The organism is Knoellia sp. LjRoot47 (assembly GCF_964253435.1).
GTDB lineage: Bacteria > Actinomycetota > Actinomycetes > Actinomycetales > Dermatophilaceae > Knoellia.
Genome location: NZ_CAXUQS020000001.1, coordinates 844,943 through 867,713, shown reverse-complemented (window position 1 = coordinate 867,713; position 22,771 = coordinate 844,943). Strand labels below are relative to the sequence as shown.

Below are 22,771 nucleotides of genomic sequence, written 5' to 3'. Positions count from 1 at the left end.
CCTACGCTGAGCCCATGAGCGAGATCGCGCCCGACGACAAGGACTGGACCTGGACGCTCGAGCGGGCATGCCCCGACTGCGGCTTCGACGCCGCCAGCGTCCCGGCGACCGACATCGCGGGTCTCGTCACGGCATACACACGGCCGTGGAGCCAGGTGCTCGCGCGACCGGACGCGGCGACGCGACCGGACCCGACGACGTGGTCCCCGCTGGAGTACGCCTGCCACGTCCGCGACGTCTGCGACCTCTTCGCGGCGCGGGTTCAGCTCATGCTCGACGAGGACGGCGCCCGCTTCGCGAACTGGGACCAGGACGTCACCGCGGTCGAGAGCCGGTATGCCGAGCAGTCGCCTCCCGAGGTCGCCGCCGAGATCCCGGCGGCTGCCGCCCGCCTCTCCGGTGCGTATGCCGGCCTGTCCGGTGAGCAGTGGGACCGGCGCGGGCTGCGCTCCAACGGCTCCGAGTTCACCGTGCTCACGCTCGGGCGCTACGCCCTGCACGACCTCGCCCACCACGTCTGGGACGTCAGAGGGTGACCTCGGCCCGGATCTACCTCGCCCTCGGGCTCGCCCTCTTCCTCGCCGTCATCCTCCCGCCGGTCCTCAGCCGCTTCAAGGTCAACGCCCCCATCGTGCTCGTGACCCTCGGGCTCGGTCTCGGGTTGCTGCCGGGGTTCCGGGAGCTCGACCTCGACCCCACGTCGCACCAGGTGGCCGTCACCCACATCACCGAGTTCACCGTCCTCGTCTCGCTCATGGGCGTCGGTCTGGCCCTCGACCGACCGCTCCGGCTGCGCAGCGTCGAGTCTTGGCGCACCTGGTCGCCGACCTGGCGCCTGCTGGGCATCGCGATGCCGCTCACCGTCGGTGGCGTCGCGCTCCTGGCGTGGGGCCCGATGGGGGTGGCGGCGCCGGCGGCGTTGCTGCTCGGTGGTGCGCTGGCGCCGACCGACCCGGTGCTCGCCTCCGACGTGCAGGTCGGCGGTCCCAACGAGGGGGAGGACGCGGGGGAGGCCAGGGAGGACTCCGAGGAGATCGACGAGGACGACGAGGTCCGGTTCGCGCTGACGAGCGAGGCCGGTCTCAACGACGGCCTGGCCTTCCCGTTCGTGCATGCCGCGATCCTGCTCGTCACCGTGGGCAGCGTGTCGGAGTGGGGGCTGCGCTGGGTCGGGTGGGAGCTCCTCGGCAAGATCGTCCTCGGCGTCGCCGTCGGCATGGTCCTCGGCCGAGCCATCGCACGCCTGGCCTTCAGGGCCCGCTCGCGCGACCTGCGGTTCGCGGCGAACGGCGAGCCCCTCGTCGCCATCGCCGCGCTGCTCGCGACCTACGGCCTGGCCGAGGTGCTCGGCGGCTACGGGTTCCTCGCCGTGTTCTCGTGCGCCATGGCGATCCGCAGCTTCGAGCGCAAGCACTCCTACCACCACGACATGCACGCGGTCATCGAGCGCCTGGAGCGCCTGCTCACCCTCGTCGTGCTGCTTCTGCTCGGCATGGCCCTGACCAACGGGATCCTCGCGAACCTCGACTGGCGCGGCGTCGGCATCTCGCTGTTCCTCCTGCTCGTCCTGCGCCCCCTCGCCGGCCTGGTCTCCTTCCTCGGCCACCCGCACCGCAGCGGTCCGCTCGACTTCGACCGGCGCGAGCGGATCGTCGCCGCCTTCTACGGCGTCCGCGGCGTGGGCTCGCTGTTCTACCTCGCGTATGCCGGCTCGCACGCGGACTTCGCCGAGATCCGGTGGCTGTGGTCGGTCGTCGCGTTCACCGTCCTCGTGTCCGTCTACCTGCACGGCTTCACCGCGCCGCTGGCCATGGACTGGCAGGGGCGGGTGCGTGAGCCCGCGGTCGAGCGCGACTGACCCGAGCCACCCCGCATCGGTGCTGCAGCTCGCGCGACAGGGCGCGCGTCCTGCAGCACCGAGTCCCGTGCGGTCCTGGCCCCGCCGGTACGCGCACTAGGCTGGGGCGTGTGATCGACCTCAAGCTGCTCCGTGACGACCCCGACCGTGTGCGCGCCTCGCAGCGCGCCAGGGGTGAGGACGAGGGTGTCGTCGACGCCGTCCTCGCCGCCGAGGAGAAGCAGCGCTCCAGCCTCACGGCCTACGAGCAGCTACGCGCCGAGCAGAAGGCCATGGGCAAGCAGGTCGCGCAGGCCCAGGGTGACGAGAAGCAGGCCCTCCTCGCGCGCACCAAGGAGATCGCAGCCCAGGTCAAGGCCAACCAGGCCGCCGCCGACGAGGCCGCGACCGAGCTCGCGACGCTGACCCGCAGCATCGGCAACGTCATCGAGGACGGCGTCCCGGTCGGCGGCGAGGACGACTACGTCGTGCTCGAGGAGGTCGGCACGCCGCGGGACTTCGCGGCCGAGGGCTTCGAGCCCAAGGACCACCTCACTCTCGCCGAGGGCCTCGGCGCGCTCGACATGGAGCGCGGCGCCAAGGTGAGCGGCAGCCGCTTCTACTTCCTCAAGGGCGTCGGCGCCCGCCTCGAGATGGCCATGCTCAACCTCGCGATGCAGCGCGCCATCGAGGCCGGGTTCGTCCCGATGATCACGCCGACCCTCGTCAAGAGCGAGGTCATGGCCGGCGCGGGCTTCATCGACCACCACGCCGACGAGGTCTACCGCCTCGAGGCCGACGACCTCTACCTCACCGGCACGAGCGAGGTCGCGCTCGCGGGCTACCACGCCGACGAGATCATCGACCTGTCCAAGGGTCCGGTCCGCTACGCCGGCCAGTCGACCTGCTACCGCCGCGAGGCCGGCAGCTACGGCAAGGACACCCGCGGCATCATCCGCGTCCACCAGTTCAACAAGATCGAGATGTTCGTCTACTGCCGCCCCGAGGAGGCCGCCGAGGAGCACCAGCGGCTCCTCGCCTGGGAGCGCGAGATGCTCGAGCTCATGGAGCTGCCCTACCGCGTCATCGACACGGCTGCCGGCGACCTCGGTGGCCCGGCGGCGCGCAAGTTCGACTGCGAGGCGTGGGTGCCCACCCAGGGCCGGCACCGCGAGCTCACCTCGACGAGCAACTGCACGACCTTCCAGGCCCGTCGCCTCAAGACCCGTTACAGGGTCGAGGGTGGCGGCACTGGTGTGGCCGCCACCCTCAACGGGACGCTCGCCACGACGCGCTGGCTCGTCGCCATCCTGGAGAACCACCAGAAGGCGGACGGCTCCGTCGTCGTCCCTGAGGCGCTGCGTCCGTTCATCGGTCTCGACGTCCTCACCCCTGTCTGAGGAGTCGAGCTCTTCCCTCCTCTCGCCGAGGTGGGCGGTGGTGCGTGCACCCGACCGTGGTCAGGTGGGGATGAGGCCCGTGGGGTGCTCGGGGCCGAGGGTGGGCGACGTCGATCGACTCGCTCCGCGATCCCGCGTGGGCAAGCTCCGTGGCACACGTGAGGGTGCGCGTCGGCTCCACCTGACAAGGGATACACCCGCGCGGGTCGAACCGGAACCGGTTTCTCGAAATTCAGTCCCTCCCGAGGCGGATCCGCACCCGAGGGCTCCGTCCCTAGGCTGAGCCGTATGCCGTCCGCCCGCCGCTCGCTGTCGTCCACCGTCGGCGACTTCTTCGCCGTGGACGACGACTGGGAGCGCCCGGCCCCACCCATCGGACCGCTCGACTGGGCCGTCGGTGTCCTGCTGTCGGTGACCGGGCTGCTGCTCCTCGAGATGATGCGCAGCGTCGTCGACATCGACGCCGGCGGTCAGTCGCACTGGGTCCAGTGGGTCGCCATCGTCTCGGGCGCGATGCTTATGGTGTGGCGGCGCCAGCATCCCGTCGCGGTGGGGTGCGCGGCGGCCGCCCACATGTTCGTCGTCGGGGTGACGATGCCCCAGGTCATGGGCCAGGTCGCGCTGCAGATCGTCTACTTCGTCGCGATCTACGCCGCCGTGGCCTATGCCCGCCACCGGCGCTCGGCGCTGCTCATCGTCGCCGGGATCACCGTCTTCATGCTGCTGTGGGTCGCTTGGCAGCTCGCCCTCGGCGACGGGCTCGCCGAGCTGACCCAGGACGCCGTCGACGAGGGCGCCGACGGGTGGTTCAGCCCCATCGTCGCCGCCGTCGTGACGTCGCTCGCGGTCAACGTCTTCTACTTCGTCGGCGCGATCCTCGTCGGTCAGGTCGCGTGGCGCGGAGCGCGGCAGCGCGCCCGCCTCGAGGAGCAGGCGACGACGATCTCGGCCCAGTCGGACTCGCTGCAACGACGCGCCATCGTCGACGAACGGCTCCGCATCGCCCGCGAGCTCCACGACGTCGTCGGCCACCACGTGTCGGTCATCGGGATCCAGGCCGGTGCCGCTCGTCGCGTCCTCGACAAGCGGCCGGAGGACGCCGCCGCCGCGCTGGGCCAGATCGAGGCCAGCTCGCGTGAGGCCGTGACCCAGATGAGGTCGCTGCTCGGGACGCTGCGCGACATCGAGACGTCGGGCGAGGAGCCCGCACGTGATCCCGGCGTGGAGAAGTCGCCCGCGGCACACCGCGGCCCCGAGCCCACGCTCGCCGACCTGCCCGACCTCGTGGCCGCGCGTGACAGCGGCGGGCTGAGGACGGCATACCGGCTCGTCGAGTCGCACGACGGCGCGCACGCGAACGTCGCGCCACGGATCGGGCTCACGCTCTACCGGGTCGCCCAGGAGGCCCTGGCCAACGTCACCCGTCACTCGACGGCCACGGTCGCCGATGTCGTGACCCGGGTCGTCGACGACGGGCCGGGGCGGGCGTACGCCGAGGTCGAGATCGTCGACAACGGGCGGCCGCGCGCCGGCACGTCGGGATCCGGGCTCGGTCAGCTCGGCATGAGGGAGCGGGCCGCCTCGCTCCACGGCACGGTCGAGATCGGGCCCCGACCGACCGGTGGCTACCGTGTGAGGGTGCGAGTTCCACTGGGGGAGAGCGATGTCCGAGCCTGACCTGTCCACGTCGGAAGCCCCGATCCGGGTGCTCATCGTCGACGACCAGCATCTCGTGAGGTCGGGCTTCACGATGATGCTGTCGGTCGAGGACGACATCGAGGTCGTCGGTGACGTCGCCAACGGCGAGCTCGCCGTCGCCGCGGCCCGCGAGCTGCGCCCCGACGTCATCCTCATGGACGTGCAGATGCCCGTCATGGACGGCATCGAGGCGACCAGGATCGTCGTCGGGGCCGACCTCGGGCGGGTCGTCATCCTCACGACGTTCGACCGGGACGACTACCTCTTCGATGCGTTGCGGGCCGGCGCGAGCGGGTTCCTCCTCAAGAACGCCGAGCCCGAGCAGCTCGTCGACGCCGTGCGCTCGGTCGCCGGTGGGCACGCGCTGCTCGCGCCGGAGGTGACGACCCGGGTCATCGCGGCCATGGTGACCTCGCCGGGCGGCGCGGCCCCGGGCGTCGCTTCCGCCCCGGGCTCCTCGCCGGCCTCACCCGCCGCCACCTCGGCCACGGTGGGGTCGCACGAACAGCTCGCCCGGCTCACCGACCGCGAGCGCGAGGTGCTCGTCCTCATGGCGCAGGGCAAGAGCAACAGCGAGATCGCCCGCGAGCTCTTCCTCGGGGAGGCGACGGTCAAGACCCACGTGTCGAACTGCCTCGCCAAGCTCCACCTGCGCGACCGGGTCCAGGCCGTCGTCCTCGCCTACGAGAGCGGGCTCATCCGACCGGCGGAGAGCCGGCCTCACCCTCGGGGCTGATCCGACGCGGTGCCGCCCTGCCTAGCGTGGAGGCATGGCACAGATCGAGGTCACCGGGCTGACGCGCTTCTTCGGGGAGCTCAAGGCCGTCGACGACGTGAGCTTCACCGTCCCCGGAGGTCTCCTCACCGGGTTCGTCGGGGGCAACGGCGCCGGCAAGACGACGACGATGCGGATGGTCATGGGGCTGCTCGCCGCCCATGGCGGCGAGGTCCGCTGGGACGGGCGGCCGATGACCACGGCCGTGCGCCGACGCATCGGCTACATGCCCGAGGAGCGCGGCCTCTACCCGAAGCAGAAGGTGCTCGACCAGCTCGTCTACCTCGGCGAGCTCTCGGGCATGACCGCCGCGGACGCCAAGGCCTCCGTCGCGGAGCACCTCGAGCGGTTCGGTCTCGCCGACCGCGCGGGGGAGCGGGTCGAGAAGCTCTCGCTCGGCAACCAGCAGCGTGTGCAGATCGTCGCCGCGCTCATGACGACGCCGGACGCGCTCATCCTCGACGAGCCGTTCTCTGGCCTCGACCCGACCGCCGTCGACTCGATGGTCGACCTCCTGCGCGAGCACGCGGCCCGCGGTATCCCGGTCCTCTTCAGCTCTCACCAGCTCGACCTCGTCGAACGGCTCTGTGACCGGCTCGTCGTCCTCGCCCACGGCCGCGTCGTCGCCACCGGCTCGGTGAGCGAGCTGCGCAGCGGTGGCCCCGAGCTCTACCGCATCACGCTCGGAGGTGACGCGGGCTGGGTCAGGGATGCGGACGGCATACACGTCCACGACGTCGACGGGAGCACAGCGCTCGTCGAGCCGAACGACGAAGCCGCGCGCCAGGCCCTCCTCCGCTCCGCCCTCGACCGTGGCGTCGTCGTCGACTTCGCCCGCCAGGTGCCCGCCTTGTCCGAGATCTACCGCGAGGTGACGGCATGACCTCCGCCCCCTGGATGACCGTGGCCCGCCGCGAGATCGTCACCAAGCTCACCGACAAGACCTTCCTGCTCAGCACGTTCGGGCTCGTCCTCATCCTCGCGGTGGTGCTCGGAGTGCAGGCGTGGATGGCCGGGAGGACCTCGGAGTATGCCGTCGTCACCAGTTCCAGCGCCGCGCACCAGATGGCCCAGCAGGTCGAGACCGCAGCCGAGGCCTCCGACGACCAGCTCGCGGTGACGCTCAGCCAGGTCGGCGACGACGCCGCTGCCCGCGCCGCCGTCGAGGACGACACCGCCGACGTGTGGCTGCACCAGGGTGACGCCGGGTGGGTGCTCACCGGACACGACGACGTGCCCGGCGACCTCGTCGCGTCGGCACGGACCGCGATCCGCGACGCGACCCTCGACGCCAACGCCAATGCCGCCGGCACGACGGTCGACGCGCTCACGCGCGGATCCGACGTCAGCACCACGGTTCTCGACGGAGACTCCGACCTGGCGGGGGTCGCGAAGGCCGTCGGGTTCGCCCTCGCGCTGCTCTTCTACCTCGCGTCGTTCACGTTCGGTCTGGCGCTCGCCAACAGCGTCGTCGAGGAGAAGGCGAGCCGCATCGTCGAGATCATCACGACGAAGATCTCGGTGCGCCAGCTGCTCGCCGGCAAGGTCATCGGCAACCTCGGGCTGGCGTTCGCCCAGATGGCGCTCTTCGTCGCGGTGGGGCTCGTCGGGCTGACCTTCACCGACTACGGCCGCTTCCTGCCGGCGGTGTCGGGGGCGGTCGGCTGGTTCGTCGTCTTCTTCGTCGTCGGGTTCGGGCTCCTCGCGTGCCTGTGGGCCGTCGCCGGGGCGCTCGCCTCGCGGACCGAGGACGTCCAGACCACATCCACGCCGCTGACGATGCTCACGATGGGCGTGTTCTTCTCGGCGCTGCTCACGAGCGGGACCACCCAGGTCGTGCTGTCGTTCGTGCCGCCGTTCTCGGCGATCCTCATGCCGATGCGGGTGCTCGAGGGTTCCGCCTCGTGGTGGCAGGCGCTCGTCGCGCTCGCGATCCTCGTGGCGACCGCCGCGCTCGTCGTCCGGGTGGCGGCGCGGCTCTACCAGCGCTCGCTGCTCCAGACCCAGGGCCGGCTCAGCCTGCGACAGGCGTGGTCGACCCCCGAGTGACGCCCCGCGCCGACGTCGCTCGCCTGCGTCCGCAAGGGTGGTCGAGAAGGTGACCATCTCTGCGGACGCAGGCGGGCGGCATACGACAGCGTCCGCAAGGGTGGTCGAGAAGGTGACCATCTCTGCGGATGCAGGCGGACGGGCGACGCGGAGCGGACGGGATTTGACAAGGTGAGGGCACCCTAACTTAGGTTTGCCTTACTGACCTTGTCGCCGCGCTGCGCGTGGCCCGATCCCAGAAGGCTCCATGCTGACACGTCGCTCTCTCGTCGCCGCCACCGCATCCGGCGTCGCCGCGCTCCTCCTCACCGCGTGCTCCACCGGTCCGTCGAGCGAGGCCTCGGCCGACCCGGCGACGGCCAACGCCTCGGCGGTCGACAAGGACGCCTTCCCCACGACGGTCACGCACGCCTTCGGCGAGACCACGATCAGCGCCGAGCCCAAGCGGGTCGCCACCGTCGGCTGGAACGACGCCGACGTCGTCGTCTCGCTCGGGGTGATCCCCGTCGGCGCCACGAAGATCACTTGGGGCGGCAACGCGGGCGGCTCGACCGACTGGTTCGACGCGGCCGTGACCAAGCTCGACTCCGACGCGCAGATCGCCCGCTACGACGACACCGCCGGCGTCCCGGTCGAGGAGATCGCCGCGGCCAAGCCCGACCTCATCCTCGGCGTGAACTCGGGCATCACCAAGGAGGACTACGACAAGCTCTCCAAGATCGCCCCCACCGTCGCCTTCCCGGGAGAGGCCTGGGGCACGTCGTGGGAGGACAGCGTCAAGCTCGTCGGCCAGGCCCTCGGCCGCACCGAGCTCGCGACCAAGGTCACCGCCGACACCAACAAGGCCATCGACGACGCCGTCGCGAAGTACCCCCAGATCAAGGGCAAGTCCGCCGCGTGGGCCTGGTTCACGCCGACCGACCTCTCCGTCGTCAGCCTCTACACGACGCACGACCTCCGCCCGCAGATCCTGCGACGCTTCGGCATGGTGGACGCCCCGACCGTGACCGCGCTGAGCAAGGGCAACGCGCAGTTCAGCGCGAACCTCTCCGCCGAGAAGTCCTCGACGCTCGCCGCCGACGCCCTGATCTTCTACGTCGAGAAGCCCGAGGAGGTCGACACCCTCAAGAAGCACCCGCTCCTCGGCCAGATCCCCGCGCTCAAGACCGACCACTACGTCGCGAGTGCCGACAACGCCGTCGCCCTGACGATGTCATCCCCCTCGCCGCTGTCGATGCCGGTCGCGCTCGAGAAGTTCCTGCCCAAGATCGCCTCGGCCGTGGACGGAACCCCGGCCCAGTGAGCGTCCGGGTCCCCACCGTGTCCGGAGCACCGGCTCGCGCACAGCGCACCGGTATGCCGGCCGGACCAGAGCGTGTCGGTATGCCGGCTCGCGCGGTGCGTGGGACCCACCCCCACGCGGTGCGTGTGCCCCACACCCACGCCGAGCGTGGGACCCATGACCACGCTGAGCGTGGGACTCCTCAGCCGGCTGCCCCGGCCCACCGCACAGGGAGGGTGGGTCGGGGCGGTCGCACGCCTGTGACCGTCGTCGTGGCCGCGGGGGTGGCCGCGGTGACGCTCGCCGTCGCGTTCTCACTCCTCGTCGGCACCCAGTCGGTCTCGCCGTCCCGCATCGTCGACGCGCTCACGCGCGGGACCGTGACCGACGAGGTGCGTGGCATCGTCGACTCACGCATCGACCGGACCCTCATCGGGCTCGTGGTCGGGGCGGCCGTCGGTGTCTGCGGCGTCGTGCTCCAGGGCCTGACCCGCAACCCGCTCGCCGAGCCCGGCATCCTCGGCATCAACTCCGGCGCGGCCCTCGCGGTCGTCGTCGGGATCAAGGTCTTCGCCATCTCGGGGGTCGGCGGCTACGTCTGGTTCGCGCTCGCCGGAGCGGTCGTCACCGCCGTCGTCGTCCAGCTGCTCGCCCTCCTCGCGCCGGTGCGCGCCCAGCCGGTGACCATGGCTCTGGCCGGTGCCGCCGTCATGGCGACGTCGACGAGCCTCGTCGGCGCGATCCTCGTCTCGGACCAGGGCGCCCTCGACGTCTTCCGCTTCTGGCAAGTCGGCTCCGTCGCCGGGCGCGACGCCTCGATCGTCCTCGACGTCGCGCCGTTCCTCGTCGTGGGCTTCGCCCTCGCCCTCTCGTCCGGCTCGATCCTCAACACCGTCGCGCTGGGTGACGACCTCGCCCGCGGGCTCGGCCAGCGCGTGCTGCTCCACCGGCTGCTCGCAGCGGCCGGTGCGATCCTGCTCGCCGCCTCCGCCACGGCGCTCGCCGGGCCGATCGCGTTCGTCGGGCTCGTGGTGCCCCACGTCGTGCGCGCCGTCGTCGGCCCCGACCACCGCCGCATCCTGCTCGGCTCGCTCTTCGCCGGGCCCGTCCTCGTCGTCAGCGCCGACACCCTCGGCCGGGTCGTCGCCGCCCCGAGCGAGGTCCAGGCCGGCATCATCTGCGCCGTCGTCGGTGCCCCGTTCCTCGTCGCGCTCGTCCGCCGGATGAACGTCGCATGAGCACCCCACGAAGTTCCTCCGCCGCTTCGCTCCCCCGGATACTCCGCGGGGACCCCGCATGAGCACCCCCGTCGTGGACCCGGTCGAGAGGAGAGAACACGCCGCCGGTGCCACCGTGCACGCGGCGAGTTCTCTCCTCTCGACCGGCTTGACCGGGTCGACGGGCACCGCCCGCACGCCCGCGAGCGCCGACACCCTCGCCACCCTGCGCGGCGTGCGCCGTCGGGTCCGCCGCCGCCAGCGGCTCCTCCTCGTCGCGCTCACCCTGCTCGTCGTCGGCCTCTTCCTCGTCCGCGCGCTCCTCGGCGACTACCGGATCTCGTTCGTGGACGGCATACGGATGGTCTCCGGGACGACCATCCCGGGTGCGTCCTTCATCTTCATGGAGTCGACGCTGCCGCGCGCGTGCATGTCGGTCCTCGCGGGAGCAGCCTTCGCCTCGGCCGGTGCGGCGTACCAGTCGATGCTGCGCAACCCCCTCGCCAGCCCCGACGTCCTCGGGATCAACCTCGGCGCGAGCGCGGCGGCCGTCTTCTCCGTCGTGCTCCTCGGCTGGTCGGGGACGCCGGTGGCCGTCGTGGCGTTCGCCGGGGCCGTCGCCGTGGCGCTGGCCATCCACGGGTTCGCGGGGCGAGGTGGCGCAGCGACCGGTCGGATGATCCTCGTCGGCGTCGGGCTCGCCGCCGTGCTCAGCTCGGTCGTGCACTGGGTCCTCCTGCGCGCCGACATCTATCGTGCGCAGGACGCCTTGGTGTGGCTCACCGGCAGCCTCGGCTCGGTGTCGTGGGACGAGATCGTGCGTCTCGGCGTCGTCGTCGCGGTCGCCCTGCCGGTGCTCACCGTCGCCACCCGCCAGCTCGGAGTCCTCGGTCTCGGCGACGACCTCGCCGCCGGCCTGGGTGTGCCCGCGCACCGGCTGCGCGCGCTCGTCACGGCCCTCGTCGTGCTGCTCACCGCCTCGGCGACGGCGGTGTGCGGCCCGATCGCCTTCGTCGGGTTCCTCAGCGGCCCGATCGCGCGACGGCTCACCGGCGGACGCACCTCGGTGCCCGCCGCTGCGCTCGTCGGCGCCGCGATGGTGCTCGCGGCCGACTACGTCAGTGCGTATGCCGTGCCGGGCACCGCCTTCCCCGTCGGCGTCGTCACCGGGCTCGCCGGCGCCCCCGTCCTCGTGTGGCTGCTCGTCGCGGGCCGCCGGTCGATCGTCGAGAAATGAGCGAAGTCATGTCGTCCGTCCTCTCTGCCGAGTCGCTGAGCCTCGCCTACGACAAGCGGGTCGTCGTCGACGGCCTCGACCTCGCCGTGCCGACCGGTCGCGTGACCGCCATCGTCGGCCCCAACGGCTGCGGCAAGTCGACGCTGCTACGTGGTCTCTCGCGGCTGCTGTCCCCGCACGAGGGCCGGGTCCTGCTCGATGGCGAGGTGATCGGCAACCTCTCGACCAAACAGGTCGCGCGGCGCCTCGGCCTGCTCCCGCAACAACCGATCGTGCCCGAGGGCATCACCGTCGTCGAGCTCGTCGAACGCGGCCGCCACCCGCACCACGGGCTGTTCACGCAGTGGTCGCGCCAGGACGAGGCCGTCGTCGCCGCGGCCCTCGAGATGACCGAGCTCGTCGACCTCGCCGGCGTCCCGGTCGACAGCCTCTCGGGCGGCCAGCGCCAGCGCGCCTGGATCGCCATGTCCCTGGCCCAGCGCACGCCGGTGCTGCTCCTCGACGAGCCCACGTCGTTCCTCGATATCGCCCACCAGATCGACGTCCTCGAGCTCGTCCGCGACCTCAACGCCCGCGAGGGGACGACGGTCGTCATGGTGCTCCACGACCTCGCGATGGCCGCGCGCTACGCCGACCACCTCGTCGCGATGTGTGACGGCGCGATCGTCGCCGAGGGCGCACCCGCCGACATCGTCACCCCCGACGTCATCGAGTCCGTCTTCGGGATCGCGGCCTCCGTCGTCGCCGACCCGACGACCGGCGACCCCGTCGTCATCCCCCACCGCAGGAAGCGAGAGAACGCATGACCGTCCTCGACAAGGTCGCCATGAAGGCCGCCACCGCCTACGCCCGCCTCACCATGGCCTCCCCGGTCTACCGTGACAGCGACTCCCAGTTCGAGATGACGGTCGCCGCGGTGAGCGACCTCGGCGGCGGGATGCGCCGGATCACCTTCGTCGCCGACGAGCTCGCCGACTTCCGGCGGGTCGGCGCCGACGAGTACTTCGGCCTGCTCATGCCGCGACCCGGCGCCACGCTGACCATGCCCGAGGACGGTCGCGAGAACGTCCGGGCCGCCATCGCGGATATGCCGGAGACCGAGCGCCCCGACCTGCGCTGGTACACGATCCGCGCCCACCACGCCCTCAACGCCACCATCGACGTCGACGTCGTCACCCACGGCGACTCCGGTCCCGGGTCGGCCTGGGCCTGCGCAGCCACCGCGGGCGACCGCGTGGGGTTCCGCTCCGGCGGCGCGCTCTTCCGCGGGCACGAGTGCGACACCCCCGTCCTGCTCGCCGCCGACGAGACGGCCGTCCCCGCCCTCGCGGCCATCCTCGACGCGCACCCCGAGGTCCTGGACCGGGCCACGATCCACGTCGAGGTGTCCGACCCGGCCGTGCTCGCGGCATACGCATTCGGCGGAGCCGACGTCACGGTGCACCTGCGCACGGACGGCGGACCCGGTTCGGCCCTGCTCCCCGCGCTCGCGGAGGCGCAGCTGGGCCACCTCGGCTACGCCTGGGTCTGCGGCGAGTCGGGGATGGTCACCGAGGCGCGACGTCACCTCGTGCGCTCCGCCGGTGTCGACCGGCGCAAGGTGCTCTTCTCCGGCTACTGGAAGCTGGGTCAGGAGCGGGGCTGACCGCGCGTCCGGGCGGGTCGATAGGTTGGCCGCATGACGGTCACCCCCCACCTCGTCGCGCTCGACGTCGACGGCACGACGATCAACCACGCCGGCGAGATGTCGCCGGTCGTCCGTGACGCCGTGCGCGCCGTCGCCGACGCCGGCCACCACGTCACCATCGCGACCGGCCGTTCCATCGTCGCGACGACCCCGATCCTCGCGGAGCTCGGTCTCACGGCGGGGTATGCCGTGTGCTCCAACGGGGCGGTCACGCTCCGCCTCGACCCCGCCCTCGAGGATGGCTTCGAGATCATCGAGGCGGTGACCTTCGACCCCGCTCCGGCCCTCAACCTGCTGCGCGCCGAGCTGCCCGACGCCGTCGTCGCCGTCGAGGACCTCGGCGTGGGCTTCAAGGTGAGTGCGCCGTTCCCCGACGGCGAGCTCCAGGGCGACATCACGGTCGTGCCGTGGGACGAGCTCGTCGCCGACCCCGTCACCCGTGTGACCTTCCGCGACCCCAACGGGACCGCAGAGGACTTCATGGGTCTCGCCGAGCGCATCGGGCTCCACGAGGTCAACTACGCCGTCGGCTTCACCGCATGGCTCGACATCAACCCCGAGGGCGTGAGCAAGGGCTCGGCCCTCGAGATGGTGCGCCGCCACCTCGGCGTCGAGCCGGCCCACACCGTCGCCGTCGGCGACCAGCGCAACGACCTCGAGATGCTCCAGTGGGCCGCGCGTGGGGTCGCGATGGGCAACGCGCCCGACGAGGTCAAGGCGGTCACCGACGAGACCACTCTCGACGTCGACGACGACGGGCTCGTCCCCGTGCTCCGTTCCCTGCTGTGACCGCAGCGCCCTGAAGGGCCGAGGCGAGGGCAGGATGGGCCCATGCCCAAAGCACCCCTGCCGCCCGAGGTCGCCGAGCTCTTCGCGCGACCCAACCCCGCCGTCGTCGCCGTCCTGCGGCCCAAGGGTGCGCCCATGTCGGTCGCGACCTGGTACCTCGTCGAGGACGACGGCACGGTGCTCCTCAACATGGACGCCGGCCGCGCCCGCCTCGGCTGGATGCGGGAGCGGCCCGAGGTCGCCCTCACCGCCCTCAAGGAGGGTGAGTGGTACACCCACGTGAGCATCCGCGGCCGCGTCGTGCGCTGGGACGACGACCCCGAGCGCGGTCTCGCCGACATCGACCGGCTCTCGGTCCACTACACGGGCAAGCCCTACCGCGTCCGTGACCGCCCGCGGGTGAGCTGCTGGGTCGAGGTGGAGCACTGGCACGGGTGGGGCGAGGCCAAGGCCGACTGAGGGTCACCCACAATGAGCGGTATGCCGTCCCGTCCCGACCTCGAGATCACCTCACCCGCGAACCCGCGCCTCAAGCAGGTCGTCGCGCTGCGCCGTCGCCGCGCTCGTGACGAGGTCGGCGTCACCGTCGTCGAGGGCTTCGAGGAGCTCGGGCTCGCGCTCGACGCCGGGGTGCGGCCGCGCACGCTGTTCTACTCTCCCGAGCTCATGCTCGACGCCGACGAGCAGCTGCAGGTCGTCGACGACGTGCGGTCTTCCGGCGTCGAGACCATCCGGGTGTCGCGGGCGGCCTTCGAGAAGATCGCCTACCGCGAGGGTCCCGACGGCTTCCTCGCCCTCGTCCCGGCCGTCCGCGCCGGGCTGGCCGACCTCGACCTCCCCGCGGAGCCGCTGCTGCTCGTGTGCGAGGGGCTCGAGAAGCCGGGCAACCTCGGCGCGATGCTGCGCACGGCGGACGCTGCCGGGGTCGACGCCGTCATCGGCGTCGACCCGGTGACCGACTGGGGCAACCCCAACGTCGTGCGGGGGTCCAAGGGCACGGTGTTCTCCGTCCCGGTCGCCAGCGCGACGCTCGACGCGACGCTGGGCTGGTTGCGGGCACACGGCATACGCCTCGTCGCCACGACCCCCGACACCGAGACGATGCACACGGACGCCGACCTCACGGGCGCGGTCGCGATCGCGGTCGGGACGGAGAAGTTCGGTCTCACCGACGAGGCCCTGCGGGCCGCGGACGTCAGGGTGCGCATCCCCATGCACGGCAACGTCAACTCGCTCAACGCCTCGGCCGCTGCGGCGATCGTCGTCTACGAGGCCGTGCGGCAGCGCGGTCGGGGCGCCTGAGCCCGAGGGGAGGATCAGGGTGACTAGCCCCTGTGTCAAGAGCACCCTCAAAGGTGTGTCACGATAATCCGCATGCGAGTTGACCATGTTGTCTATGCCGCAGAGAACGACGGCGCACGAGCGACGGCCGCACGTCTGGCCGAGCAGCTCGGTATCGCAGCCGTCGACGGGGGTGTGCATCCGCGCTTCGGGACGCGCAACGTCATCCTTCCGCTTCTCGGTGACCGTTATCTCGAGGTCGTCGAGGTGCTCGACCACCCCGCGTCCGACAAGGCTCCCTTCGGCCAGGCCGTGCGTGCCCGCTCCGAGTCCGGCGGTGGCTGGCTCGGCTGGGTCCTGAGCGTCGACGACATCACCCAGCAGGAGGGACGCCTCGGGCGTGAGTCCGTCGTCGGCAGCCGACACCGCCCCGACGGTGTGGAGCTCCGGTGGAAGCAGCTGGGCATCAAGGGCCTGATCGCGGACCCGCAGCTCCCGTTCTTCGTCGAGTGGGACGCCGAGGTGCCCCACCCCTCCGGCGTCGGCGAGACGCAGGTCGCGCTCAAGTCGCTCGAGATCGCCGGCGACCCCGACCGCGTGCGCGACTGGGTCGGCGTCGACAAGGACTACGTGCCCGAGGGCATCGACTTCAACTTCGTCTCGCCCAAGGGCAACCCCGGCATCATGTCGGTGACGTTCGAGACCCCCGGTGGCCTCGTCACCCTCTGAGGCGAGTGGACGGCGCGCGAAAGCGCCCCGCACGGACTCCGGTCCGGCGGGGCGCTTCGGCGTGTATGCGGCGCTTCAGGCTCAGTCGAGGTGGTCGACCAGCGCCGGCGCGATGCCGACGTAGGTCGCCGGCGTCATCGCCGCGAGGCGTTCCTCGACCTCGGCGGGCAGGCCGAGCCCGCGGACGAACTCGACGAGCTCGGGCTGGCCGATGCGGCGGCCGCGGGTGAGCTCCTTGAGCCGCTCGTAGGGCTCCTCCATGCCGGGCACGCCCTGGGCGCCGAGAGCCCGCATCGCCGACTGGATCGGCTCACCGAGCACCTCCCAGTTGGCGTCGAGGTCGCGCGCCATCGCCTCCGGCACGGCGTCGAGGCCGGCGAGACCGCGGGTCGCGTTGTCGAGGGCGAGCAGCGAGTGGCCGAGGGCGACGCCGATGTTGCGCTGCATCGAGGAGTCGGTGAGGTCGCGCTGGAGGCGGGACTGCACGAGCGTCGAGGCGAGGACGTCGAGCAGGGCGTTGCTCACCTCGAGGTTGGCCTCGGCGTTCTCGAAGCGGATCGGGTTGACCTTGTGCGGCATCGTGGAGGAGCCGACGGTGCCCTGGCCACGCACCTGGGCGAAGTAGCCCATCGAGATGTAGGTCCAGACGTCGGTGCACATGTTGTGCAGCACCCGGTTGAAGCGGGCCACGTCGGCATAGAGCTCGGCCTGCCAGTCGTGGCTCTCGATCTGGGTGGTGAGCGGGTTCCAGGTGAGCCCGAGGCCCTCGACGAAGGACTCGCTCACGTCCTCCCAGTCGGCCTCGGGGACGGCGGCGAGGTGGGCGCCGTAGGTGCCGGTCGCGCCGTTGAGCTTGCCGAGGAACTCGGCGTCCTCGACCCGGCGCAGCTGGCGCTGGAGCCGCCACGCGAGGACGGCGAGCTCCTTGCCCAGCGTGGACGGCGTGGCCGGCTGACCGTGCGTGTGCGAGAGCAACGGCACCTCGCGCAGGTCCGACGCCATCGTCGACAGCGCCTCGACGAGGGCGGCGGCGCGGGGCAGCCAGACGTCCTCGATGGCGCCCTGGACCATGAGGGCGTAGGAGAGGTTGTTGATGTCCTCGCTCGTGCAGCAGAAGTGGATGAGCTCGGCGAGCCCCTTGTCGTCCTCGGCCGGGGCGATCTGCGCGAGGCGCTTCTTGAGGAAGTACTCGACCGCCTTGACGTCGTGCTGGGTGACCTTCTCGGTCTCGCCCATCTCGGTGATCTCGTCGGGGCCGAAGTCGTCGACGATCTGCCGCAGCGCGGCCTTCTCGTCGTCGGTGAGCGTGCGGACGCCGGGCACCACGGACCGGTCGGTGAGATGGATGAGCCACTCGATCTCGACGTGGATCCGCTGGCGGTTGAGCGCCGGCTCGGAGAGGTGGTCGACGAGGGGTGCCACGGCTCCGCGGTAGCGACCGTCGAGGGCGCCGAGCGCGATGGGAGGAGTGACGTCAGCGAGGGAGGCCATGACCCTCATCCTCCCATCCGGTCCGGCCACCGTCGCACCGCCTTGTGCCGCGCCGGCCCCGCGGGCAGGGTGAGGGCATGACGCACGTGGTGGCCGACATCTCGGTCTCCCTCGACGGCTTCGTCACCGGACCCGGGGCCGGGCCCGACAACGGGCTCGGCGACGGCGCCGAGGGACTGCACGCGTGGGTCTTCTCGGGCGACGACGTCGACCGCGCCGTGCTCGAGGAGGCGACGGTCGCCACGGGGGCGGTCGTCATGGGTCGCCACCTCTTCGACGTCATCGACGGGCCGCACGGGTGGAACGACGAGGTCGGCTACGGCGCCGGCCACGCCGCCAAGCCGGCGTTCTTCGTCGTCACGAGCAGCGAGCCCGAGTCGGTGCGGCTCGCGGACTCGCACGACTTCACCTTCGTCCTCGACGGCCCGGCGGCGGCGGTCGAGCAGGCTCGCTCGGTGGCCGGCGACAAGGACGTCTACGTCATGGGTGGCGGCGAGGTGGTCCGTGGCTGCCTTGATGCCGGTGTCGTCGACCGGCTGAGCCTGCACGTCTCCCCGCTCGTCCTGGGCGCGGGCACCTCCCTCTTCGAGGGCTCCGTCCCCCGCACCCTCGTCCAGCGGGAGGTCCGGGTCTCGCCGCACGCCGTCCACGTCACCTACGACGTGCAGCGCTGACTCAGCGCCAGGCGAGCCACACGAGGGCGAGCGGCAGCGCGACGACGGCCACGGCATACACGTACATCACGACGACGGTCGGCACGGGCAGCGCGTCCTCGGCGAGGAGTCGCATCCGGGTGGCGGTGGTGCCGTCTCCGGCGGCGCCGAGCCCGGCCTCGGGCGCCTGGCCGTGGGCGAGGGTGAGCAGGGCCCGGGCCGTGGCGACGGGTCCCGACGCCCGCACGGCCGAGCGGTCGGCGAGCGCCTCGACGAGCAGCCGCACCTCACGCAGCGCCTCGGGGGAGCGCACCGGGTCGGGGACCGAGTGGTGGAGCACGGTGAAGTACTCGATGAGCAGGTCGTGCCGCCCACGCAGGTGCGCCCGCTCGTGGGCGAGGACCGCGTCGAGCTCGTCGTCGGGCAGCGCCGCGAGCGCCCCCTCGGTGAGCACGACCCGCGAACGGCGCCCGGGCAGGCAGTAGGCCGTCGGGGTGGCGTGGTCGAGGACCCGTATGCCGTCCGCCTGCCTCGCGCTCCCGGGCTCGGCGAGGACGTCCACGAGGTCGCGGTGCCGAGCCCGGGCGGCACGCAGCCGGGTGCCGATGCGGTGACCGGACAGGAGCAGCCGGCCGAGGACGAGCAGGGTGAGGGCGGCGGCGACGCCGAGGACGACCCACCGCCGGTTCTCGGCCCACCAGATCGAGGCGCCGCACGGGTCCAGGCTGCTGCAGGCCAACCACACGGGGGTGCCGGGATCCAGGTACGGCACGGCGGCGGGAGCGGCCAGGAGAGCGGCGAGGACGGCCGAGAGCGACACCGCCTGCCAGGCGACGAGCGCGGCACGCGGTGCCCGCCGGAAGCCGCCGAGCCGGGCCATCACCCGGGGCGCGAGGCCGGCGAGGACGAGCGCGAGGAGCGCCAAAAGGAGGGCGTACACCGACGCTGGTCCGGCCTCAGCCGCGCCGCTGCTCCACCTCGGACAGGGCTGCGCGCAGGTCGTCGAGCTCCTCCGAGGTGGCACCGTCGAGGAAGTGCAGCAGGGCCGCCCGGCGGTCCGTCACGTCGCCCAGCGAGGCGCGCATCGTCTCGGCGGTGAGCGACTCGCGGGTGCCGGCCGGGGTGTAGCGCCAGGCCCGGCCGTCGCGCTCGCGGGTGACGAGCCCCTTCTTGCTCAGGCGGTCGAGCACGGTCATCACCGTCGTGTAGGCGAGGCCCCGCTCGCTCGGCAGGGCCTCGAGCACCTCGCGGACGCTGGCGCCGTCGGGCCGACTTTTCGTCGAGTCCCAGAGCTCCTCCATGACGGAGCGCTCGAGGTCGCCGAGACGAGGGGCGGAGGCAGAGGCTGGCACAGCGAAGTCCTAGCGGGTGGGGGTGAGGTCGACGATCTCGTCGAGCGACTCGAGTCCTTCGGGGCGGTGGCTGACGACCACCACGGTACGCCCCGCGAGGGCCGTCGAGACGTCGCGCATGACGCTCCTGGCCGTCGGGGGGTCGAGGTGGGCGACCGGCTCGTCGAGCAGCACCACGGGCCGCCCGGAGAGCACCCCGCGGGCCACGGCGAGCCGGGCGCGCTCGCCGCCCGAGATGCCGCGTCCGCCGGTGCCGAGCGGTGTCGAGAGGCCCTGGGGGAGGGCCTCGAACCAGCGGCCGAGCCCGGCGACGTCGAGCGCCGCGGTGAGGTGGGCGTCGGTCGCGTCCGGCCGCGCGAGGAGGAGGTTGGCACGCAGGTCCGCGGCGAAGACGTGCGGCTCGTCGTCGACGACGGCCACGAGGTCGCGCACGGCGTCGAGCGAGAGGTCCGTGACGTCGTGCCCGTCCACGGTGTAGCGGCCGGCCTGTGGGTCGAGCGCGCGCTCGAGCACGGCGAGCGTCGTCGACTTGCCGGAGCCGTTGGCGCCGACGAGGCCGACCCGGCGTCCGGGCGGCAGGTCGAGGTCCACTCCGGCGACGTCGGTGCGCCCGTCGACCCAGCCGGCGCCCAGGCCCTCGAGCCGCAGGTGCGGGGTGCGGGTGGTGACGGGGCCGGTGCCCCGGTCGGCGACGGCCGGCTCTTGGTCGAGGAGCGAGCCCATCCGTGCGGCGCTCTGCTCGGCGCGCGCCCGCGCCCGGGCGGCATCGGCGAGGGGGAGCAGGGCGTCGGCGAGCGCGGCGGGGACGACGACGAGCAGCGCCATGACACCCGGCGAGACGTCCGACCCGATCGCGACGCGGGCCATGGCGAGCGTGGCCAGCCCCGTCAACGCGAGCACTCCGCCGGTGACGAGGGCCCGCCCCCGACTCTGCCGCCGGAGCGCGCGCCCGAGGTCGTCGTGGGCGCGGTCGAGCCGGTCGAGGACGTCGCCCTCGGCGCCGATCGCCCGGAGCTCCGACGTATGCCGTGCCACGAGCTCCGCTGCCCGGCCCACCTCCGCGCGTGCCGCGCCGAGGACCGGCTGCGCCGACCGCTCCAGCGTCAGCCCGGCCGCACCGACGAGGGCCACGACGAGCACCCAAGCGAGGACCACGAGGGCGGCGGTCGGCACGAGCAGGCCGGTGAGCAGGGTGGTCGCCGTGGCGGCGACGAGGGCCGAGAGCACGGGGACCCGTACCCGCACGTGGGCCTCGACGACGTCGGTGAGGTCATCGACCACCCCGGTGAGCACGGCAGACCGGGACCGGCGACCGAGGCGGGCCGGCGTGAGGGGGACGAGGGCGGCATACACGCGGGTGCGGGCGGCGGCGAGGTCTCCGAGGGCGCTGTCGTGCGAGCGCAGGCGTTCGAGGTGGCGGAAGAACGGGCGAGCCATCCCGAAGGCGCGCACGCCGACGATCGCGGTGAGGAGGGTGAGGATGACCGGGCGCTCGGAGGCGCGGACGATGAGCCAGCCCGACGTCGCGGTGAGGGCGACGCCCGAGGTGAGGGCGAGCCCGCCCCAGAGCCCGGCGAGCCAGCCGTGCGCATCGGTCCGGCCGTTCGAGCCGGTCGAGAGGGTGACCTCGAGCGCGCTGCTCCCATCCGTCGAGCCGGTCATGCTGTCACCGCCTCGGCGAGCGAACCGGCGAGGTGCAGGTGCTCGTCGGCGATTGCCACGAGGTCCGAGGAGTGGGTCGCGGCGACGACGCACCGGTCGTCGGCGAGGCTGCGGACCAGGTCGCGCACCCGTGCCGCCGACTCGTCGTCGAGGTGCGCGGTGGGCTCGTCGAGCAGGAGAACGGGTGCGGTCGAGAGCACGGCGCGAGCCAGGGCGAGGCGGGTGCGCTGTCCCGCCGACAGCCCGAACCCGTCGTCGCCCAGCGACGTGTCGAGCCCGTCGGGAAGCCCGGACACGAACTCCGCGAGCCCCACCCGCCCCAGCGCCGACAGCAGGTACGCGTCGGTGAGCTCACGCGCAGCGCCGAGCCGCAATGCCTCGCCGACGGTGCCGTCGGGCAGGAACGGCCGCTGGGTCACGTAGTGCACGGCCGCGGTCGACACCCGCCCCTGCGTCGGCATCCGCAGACCGGCGACGACGTCGAGCAGCGTCGACTTGCCCGCGCCCGACTCGCCGGTGACGACGGTGAGGCCGGGTCCGGCGACGAGCGACACGTCGTCGAGCACGAGCCGGTCCGACCCCGGGTACGCATACGCCACCCCCTCGGCGTCGACCACCCCCCGACTGATTGCCCCACCGTGAGGGGTCGGAGCCGCAGCGTCCCTCGGCGTGGGGCAATCAGTTGCAGGTTCCAGCTCGGTGAGGATGGCGTCGACGGCGGTGGCGCCGTCGGCTGCCGCGTGGAACTCGGCGCCGACGCGACGGATGGGCCAGTACGCCTCGGGCGCGAGCAGGATCGCGAGCAGCCCGGCGTGGAGGGTCATCGACCCGTGGGTGAGCCGCAGCCCGACGGTCACCGCAACGATCGCCACCGAGATCGAGGCCAGCAGCTCGAGCGCCGACGAGCTGAGGAAGGCGACCCGCAGCGTGCGCATCGTCGCGGTCCGGTGCTGCTCGGACACCGCGCGCACGACCTCGACCTGGCGCCGCGCCCGACCGTAGGAGACGAGCGTCGGCAGCCCGCGCATGACGTCGCCGAAGTGTCCGGCCAGCTGTTCGAGCGCCCTCCAGCGGCTCATCGTGTCGTCCTGCGTCTCCCGCCCGATGAGCGCCGCGAACAGGGGCAGCAGCGGCAGCGTGACGACGACGATGACGGCGCTCAGCGGGTCGACGACGACGAGCGCACCGACCGCGAGGACCGGAACGACGACCCCGGCGACGAGGGCTGGGAGGAAGCGTGCGGCATACGGCTCGACGGCACTCGCACCCTGGACCGCGAGGGTCGAAGCGCGTTCCGGGTCCGGGCGCCGCTCGGCGGGAGCGGTGAGCCAGCGCGCGAGCAGCCGGCGCCGCAGCCCCGCACTGACGCGGTGCGAGGTGCTCGCACCCACCCGTTCGACGAGCACGCCCAGCCCGGCCCTCACGGTGAACGTGGCGACGACCCACACCGCGCTGCGCTGCCAGTCGCCACCCGACACGACGTCGGTGACGAGCCGAGCGAGCGCGAACGCCAGCGCGATCGCCGCGACGCCTTGCGCCCCCGCGACGACGGTGAGCGCGGCCACGGGACCGCGCACCTCGGGTGCCGCGCGCAGCAGTCGCAGGTCGAAGGGCCTCATCGCGTATGCCGTC

General features: G+C 72.5%; 22 protein-coding genes. 17 read left to right on the top strand and 5 right to left on the bottom strand.

The features are described from left to right. Nucleotides 1-14 precede the first annotated feature (14 nt). The 16 genes from ACSQ11_RS04355 to ACSQ11_RS04280 all read left to right on the top strand — a co-directional run bounded on the left by ACSQ11_RS04355 (nucleotide 15) and on the right by ACSQ11_RS04280 (nucleotide 15,981). Nucleotides 15-536, top strand: coding sequence for a DinB family protein (locus ACSQ11_RS04355; protein WP_436003405.1), 522 nt, complete (start codon nucleotides 15-17; stop codon nucleotides 534-536). Continuing rightward, on the top strand, nucleotides 533-1,858 hold the full coding sequence (locus ACSQ11_RS04350) for a cation:proton antiporter domain-containing protein (protein ID WP_436003404.1): 1,326 nt from the start codon (nucleotides 533-535) through the stop codon (nucleotides 1,856-1,858). Before ACSQ11_RS04355 ends, ACSQ11_RS04350 begins: the two co-directional genes overlap by 4 nt. Before the next feature lie 110 nt (nucleotides 1,859-1,968). Beyond that, nucleotides 1,969-3,237, top strand: coding sequence for a serine--tRNA ligase (serS, locus tag ACSQ11_RS04345; RefSeq protein ID WP_436003403.1), 1,269 nt, complete (start codon nucleotides 1,969-1,971; stop codon nucleotides 3,235-3,237). A gap of 288 nt (nucleotides 3,238-3,525) precedes the next feature. Beyond that, nucleotides 3,526-4,914 carry a sensor histidine kinase gene (locus ACSQ11_RS04340; protein WP_436003402.1) on the top strand — a complete coding sequence of 463 codons (1,389 nt, stop codon included), beginning with the start codon at nucleotides 3,526-3,528 and terminating at the stop codon, nucleotides 4,912-4,914. Further along, complete coding sequence (locus tag ACSQ11_RS04335) at nucleotides 4,901-5,671, top strand: response regulator (protein ID WP_436003401.1); 771 nt, start codon at nucleotides 4,901-4,903, stop codon at nucleotides 5,669-5,671. Before ACSQ11_RS04340 ends, ACSQ11_RS04335 begins: the two co-directional genes overlap by 14 nt. A gap of 34 nt (nucleotides 5,672-5,705) precedes the next feature. Then, entirely contained in the window at nucleotides 5,706-6,593 is an 888-nt protein-coding gene (locus tag ACSQ11_RS04330; protein WP_436003400.1) for an ABC transporter ATP-binding protein, read from the top strand. Next, a complete protein-coding gene (locus ACSQ11_RS04325; RefSeq protein WP_436003399.1) occupies nucleotides 6,590-7,759 on the top strand; it encodes an ABC transporter permease in 1,170 nt (389 codons plus the stop codon). The genes ACSQ11_RS04330 and ACSQ11_RS04325 overlap by 4 nt, the downstream gene beginning before the upstream one ends. A gap of 247 nt (nucleotides 7,760-8,006) precedes the next feature. Continuing rightward, a complete protein-coding gene (locus tag ACSQ11_RS04320; protein ID WP_436003398.1) occupies nucleotides 8,007-9,062 on the top strand; it encodes an iron-siderophore ABC transporter substrate-binding protein in 1,056 nt (351 codons plus the stop codon). A 239-nt stretch (nucleotides 9,063-9,301) separates the two neighbouring features. Continuing rightward, on the top strand, nucleotides 9,302-10,279 hold the full coding sequence (locus ACSQ11_RS04315) for a FecCD family ABC transporter permease (protein WP_436003397.1): 978 nt from the start codon (nucleotides 9,302-9,304) through the stop codon (nucleotides 10,277-10,279). 58 nt (nucleotides 10,280-10,337) lie between these two features. Further along, on the top strand, nucleotides 10,338-11,495 hold the full coding sequence (locus tag ACSQ11_RS04310; RefSeq protein WP_436003396.1) for a FecCD family ABC transporter permease: 1,158 nt from the start codon (nucleotides 10,338-10,340) through the stop codon (nucleotides 11,493-11,495). Next, on the top strand, nucleotides 11,492-12,301 hold the full coding sequence (locus ACSQ11_RS04305; RefSeq protein ID WP_436003395.1) for an ABC transporter ATP-binding protein: 810 nt from the start codon (nucleotides 11,492-11,494) through the stop codon (nucleotides 12,299-12,301). Before ACSQ11_RS04310 ends, ACSQ11_RS04305 begins: the two co-directional genes overlap by 4 nt. Further along, nucleotides 12,298-13,140, top strand: a complete 843-nt coding sequence (locus ACSQ11_RS04300; RefSeq protein ID WP_436003394.1) for a siderophore-interacting protein — start codon at nucleotides 12,298-12,300, stop codon at nucleotides 13,138-13,140. Before ACSQ11_RS04305 ends, ACSQ11_RS04300 begins: the two co-directional genes overlap by 4 nt. 33 nt (nucleotides 13,141-13,173) lie before the next feature. Beyond that, nucleotides 13,174-13,971, top strand: a complete 798-nt coding sequence (locus ACSQ11_RS04295; RefSeq protein ID WP_436003392.1) for an HAD family hydrolase — start codon at nucleotides 13,174-13,176, stop codon at nucleotides 13,969-13,971. Nucleotides 13,972-14,013: 42 nt separating this feature from the next. Continuing rightward, complete coding sequence (locus ACSQ11_RS04290; RefSeq protein WP_436003391.1) at nucleotides 14,014-14,430, top strand: pyridoxamine 5'-phosphate oxidase family protein; 417 nt, start codon at nucleotides 14,014-14,016, stop codon at nucleotides 14,428-14,430. Between the two features lie 21 nt (nucleotides 14,431-14,451). Beyond that, nucleotides 14,452-15,273, top strand: a complete 822-nt coding sequence (locus tag ACSQ11_RS04285; protein ID WP_436003390.1) for a TrmH family RNA methyltransferase — start codon at nucleotides 14,452-14,454, stop codon at nucleotides 15,271-15,273. 72 nt (nucleotides 15,274-15,345) lie between these two features. Next, nucleotides 15,346-15,981 carry a VOC family protein gene (locus ACSQ11_RS04280; RefSeq protein ID WP_436003389.1) on the top strand — a complete coding sequence of 212 codons (636 nt, stop codon included), beginning with the start codon at nucleotides 15,346-15,348 and terminating at the stop codon, nucleotides 15,979-15,981. 81 nt (nucleotides 15,982-16,062) lie between these two features. Here the strand turns inward: ACSQ11_RS04280 and purB are convergent, their stop codons facing one another. After that, nucleotides 16,063-17,472, bottom strand: a complete 1,410-nt coding sequence (purB, locus tag ACSQ11_RS04275) for an adenylosuccinate lyase (protein ID WP_436003388.1) — start codon at nucleotides 17,470-17,472, stop codon at nucleotides 16,063-16,065. Nucleotides 17,473-17,549: 77 nt separating this feature from the next. On the opposite strand from purB, the gene ACSQ11_RS04270 reads away from it, so the two are divergent. Beyond that, nucleotides 17,550-18,146, top strand: coding sequence for a dihydrofolate reductase family protein (locus tag ACSQ11_RS04270; RefSeq protein WP_436003386.1), 597 nt, complete (start codon nucleotides 17,550-17,552; stop codon nucleotides 18,144-18,146). A 1-nt stretch (nucleotide 18,147) separates the two neighbouring features. Here the strand turns inward: ACSQ11_RS04270 and ACSQ11_RS04265 are convergent, their stop codons facing one another. The 4 genes from ACSQ11_RS04265 to cydD are packed head-to-tail and all read right to left on the bottom strand — an operon-like array spanning nucleotide 18,148 to nucleotide 22,758. Next, nucleotides 18,148-19,065 carry a M56 family metallopeptidase gene (locus tag ACSQ11_RS04265; protein ID WP_436003385.1) on the bottom strand — a complete coding sequence of 306 codons (918 nt, stop codon included), beginning with the start codon at nucleotides 19,063-19,065 and terminating at the stop codon, nucleotides 18,148-18,150. 16 nt (nucleotides 19,066-19,081) lie between these two features. Continuing rightward, on the bottom strand, nucleotides 19,082-19,477 hold the full coding sequence (locus ACSQ11_RS04260) for a BlaI/MecI/CopY family transcriptional regulator (protein WP_436003383.1): 396 nt from the start codon (nucleotides 19,475-19,477) through the stop codon (nucleotides 19,082-19,084). Nucleotides 19,478-19,486: 9 nt separating this feature from the next. Continuing rightward, nucleotides 19,487-21,139, bottom strand: a complete 1,653-nt coding sequence (gene cydC, locus ACSQ11_RS04255; protein WP_436003381.1) for a thiol reductant ABC exporter subunit CydC — start codon at nucleotides 21,137-21,139, stop codon at nucleotides 19,487-19,489. Further along, on the bottom strand, nucleotides 21,136-22,758 hold the full coding sequence (gene cydD / locus ACSQ11_RS04250; protein ID WP_436003379.1) for a thiol reductant ABC exporter subunit CydD: 1,623 nt from the start codon (nucleotides 22,756-22,758) through the stop codon (nucleotides 21,136-21,138). Before cydD ends, cydC begins: the two co-directional genes overlap by 4 nt. Nucleotides 22,759-22,771: the final 13 nt, after the last annotated feature.

Coding starts and splice junctions, on each gene's coding strand:
- purB (WP_436003388.1), bottom strand. CDS start 17,472: ATGGCCTCCCTCGCTGACGTCACTCCTCCCATCGCGCTCGGCGCCCTC.
- ACSQ11_RS04330 (WP_436003400.1), top strand. CDS start 5,706: ATGGCACAGATCGAGGTCACCGGGCTGACGCGCTTCTTCGGGGAGCTC.
- ACSQ11_RS04310 (WP_436003396.1), top strand. CDS start 10,338: ATGAGCACCCCCGTCGTGGACCCGGTCGAGAGGAGAGAACACGCCGCC.
- ACSQ11_RS04320 (WP_436003398.1), top strand. CDS start 8,007: ATGCTGACACGTCGCTCTCTCGTCGCCGCCACCGCATCCGGCGTCGCC.
- ACSQ11_RS04305 (WP_436003395.1), top strand. CDS start 11,492: ATGAGCGAAGTCATGTCGTCCGTCCTCTCTGCCGAGTCGCTGAGCCTC.
- cydC (WP_436003381.1), bottom strand. CDS start 21,139: ATGACCGGCTCGACGGATGGGAGCAGCGCGCTCGAGGTCACCCTCTCG.
- ACSQ11_RS04325 (WP_436003399.1), top strand. CDS start 6,590: ATGACCTCCGCCCCCTGGATGACCGTGGCCCGCCGCGAGATCGTCACC.
- cydD (WP_436003379.1), bottom strand. CDS start 22,758: ATGAGGCCCTTCGACCTGCGACTGCTGCGCGCGGCACCCGAGGTGCGC.
- ACSQ11_RS04335 (WP_436003401.1), top strand. CDS start 4,901: ATGTCCGAGCCTGACCTGTCCACGTCGGAAGCCCCGATCCGGGTGCTC.
- ACSQ11_RS04340 (WP_436003402.1), top strand. CDS start 3,526: ATGCCGTCCGCCCGCCGCTCGCTGTCGTCCACCGTCGGCGACTTCTTC.
- ACSQ11_RS04280 (WP_436003389.1), top strand. CDS start 15,346: ATGCGAGTTGACCATGTTGTCTATGCCGCAGAGAACGACGGCGCACGA.
- ACSQ11_RS04285 (WP_436003390.1), top strand. CDS start 14,452: ATGCCGTCCCGTCCCGACCTCGAGATCACCTCACCCGCGAACCCGCGC.
- ACSQ11_RS04270 (WP_436003386.1), top strand. CDS start 17,550: ATGACGCACGTGGTGGCCGACATCTCGGTCTCCCTCGACGGCTTCGTC.
- ACSQ11_RS04295 (WP_436003392.1), top strand. CDS start 13,174: ATGACGGTCACCCCCCACCTCGTCGCGCTCGACGTCGACGGCACGACG.
- ACSQ11_RS04355 (WP_436003405.1), top strand. CDS start 15: ATGAGCGAGATCGCGCCCGACGACAAGGACTGGACCTGGACGCTCGAG.
- ACSQ11_RS04300 (WP_436003394.1), top strand. CDS start 12,298: ATGACCGTCCTCGACAAGGTCGCCATGAAGGCCGCCACCGCCTACGCC.
- ACSQ11_RS04290 (WP_436003391.1), top strand. CDS start 14,014: ATGCCCAAAGCACCCCTGCCGCCCGAGGTCGCCGAGCTCTTCGCGCGA.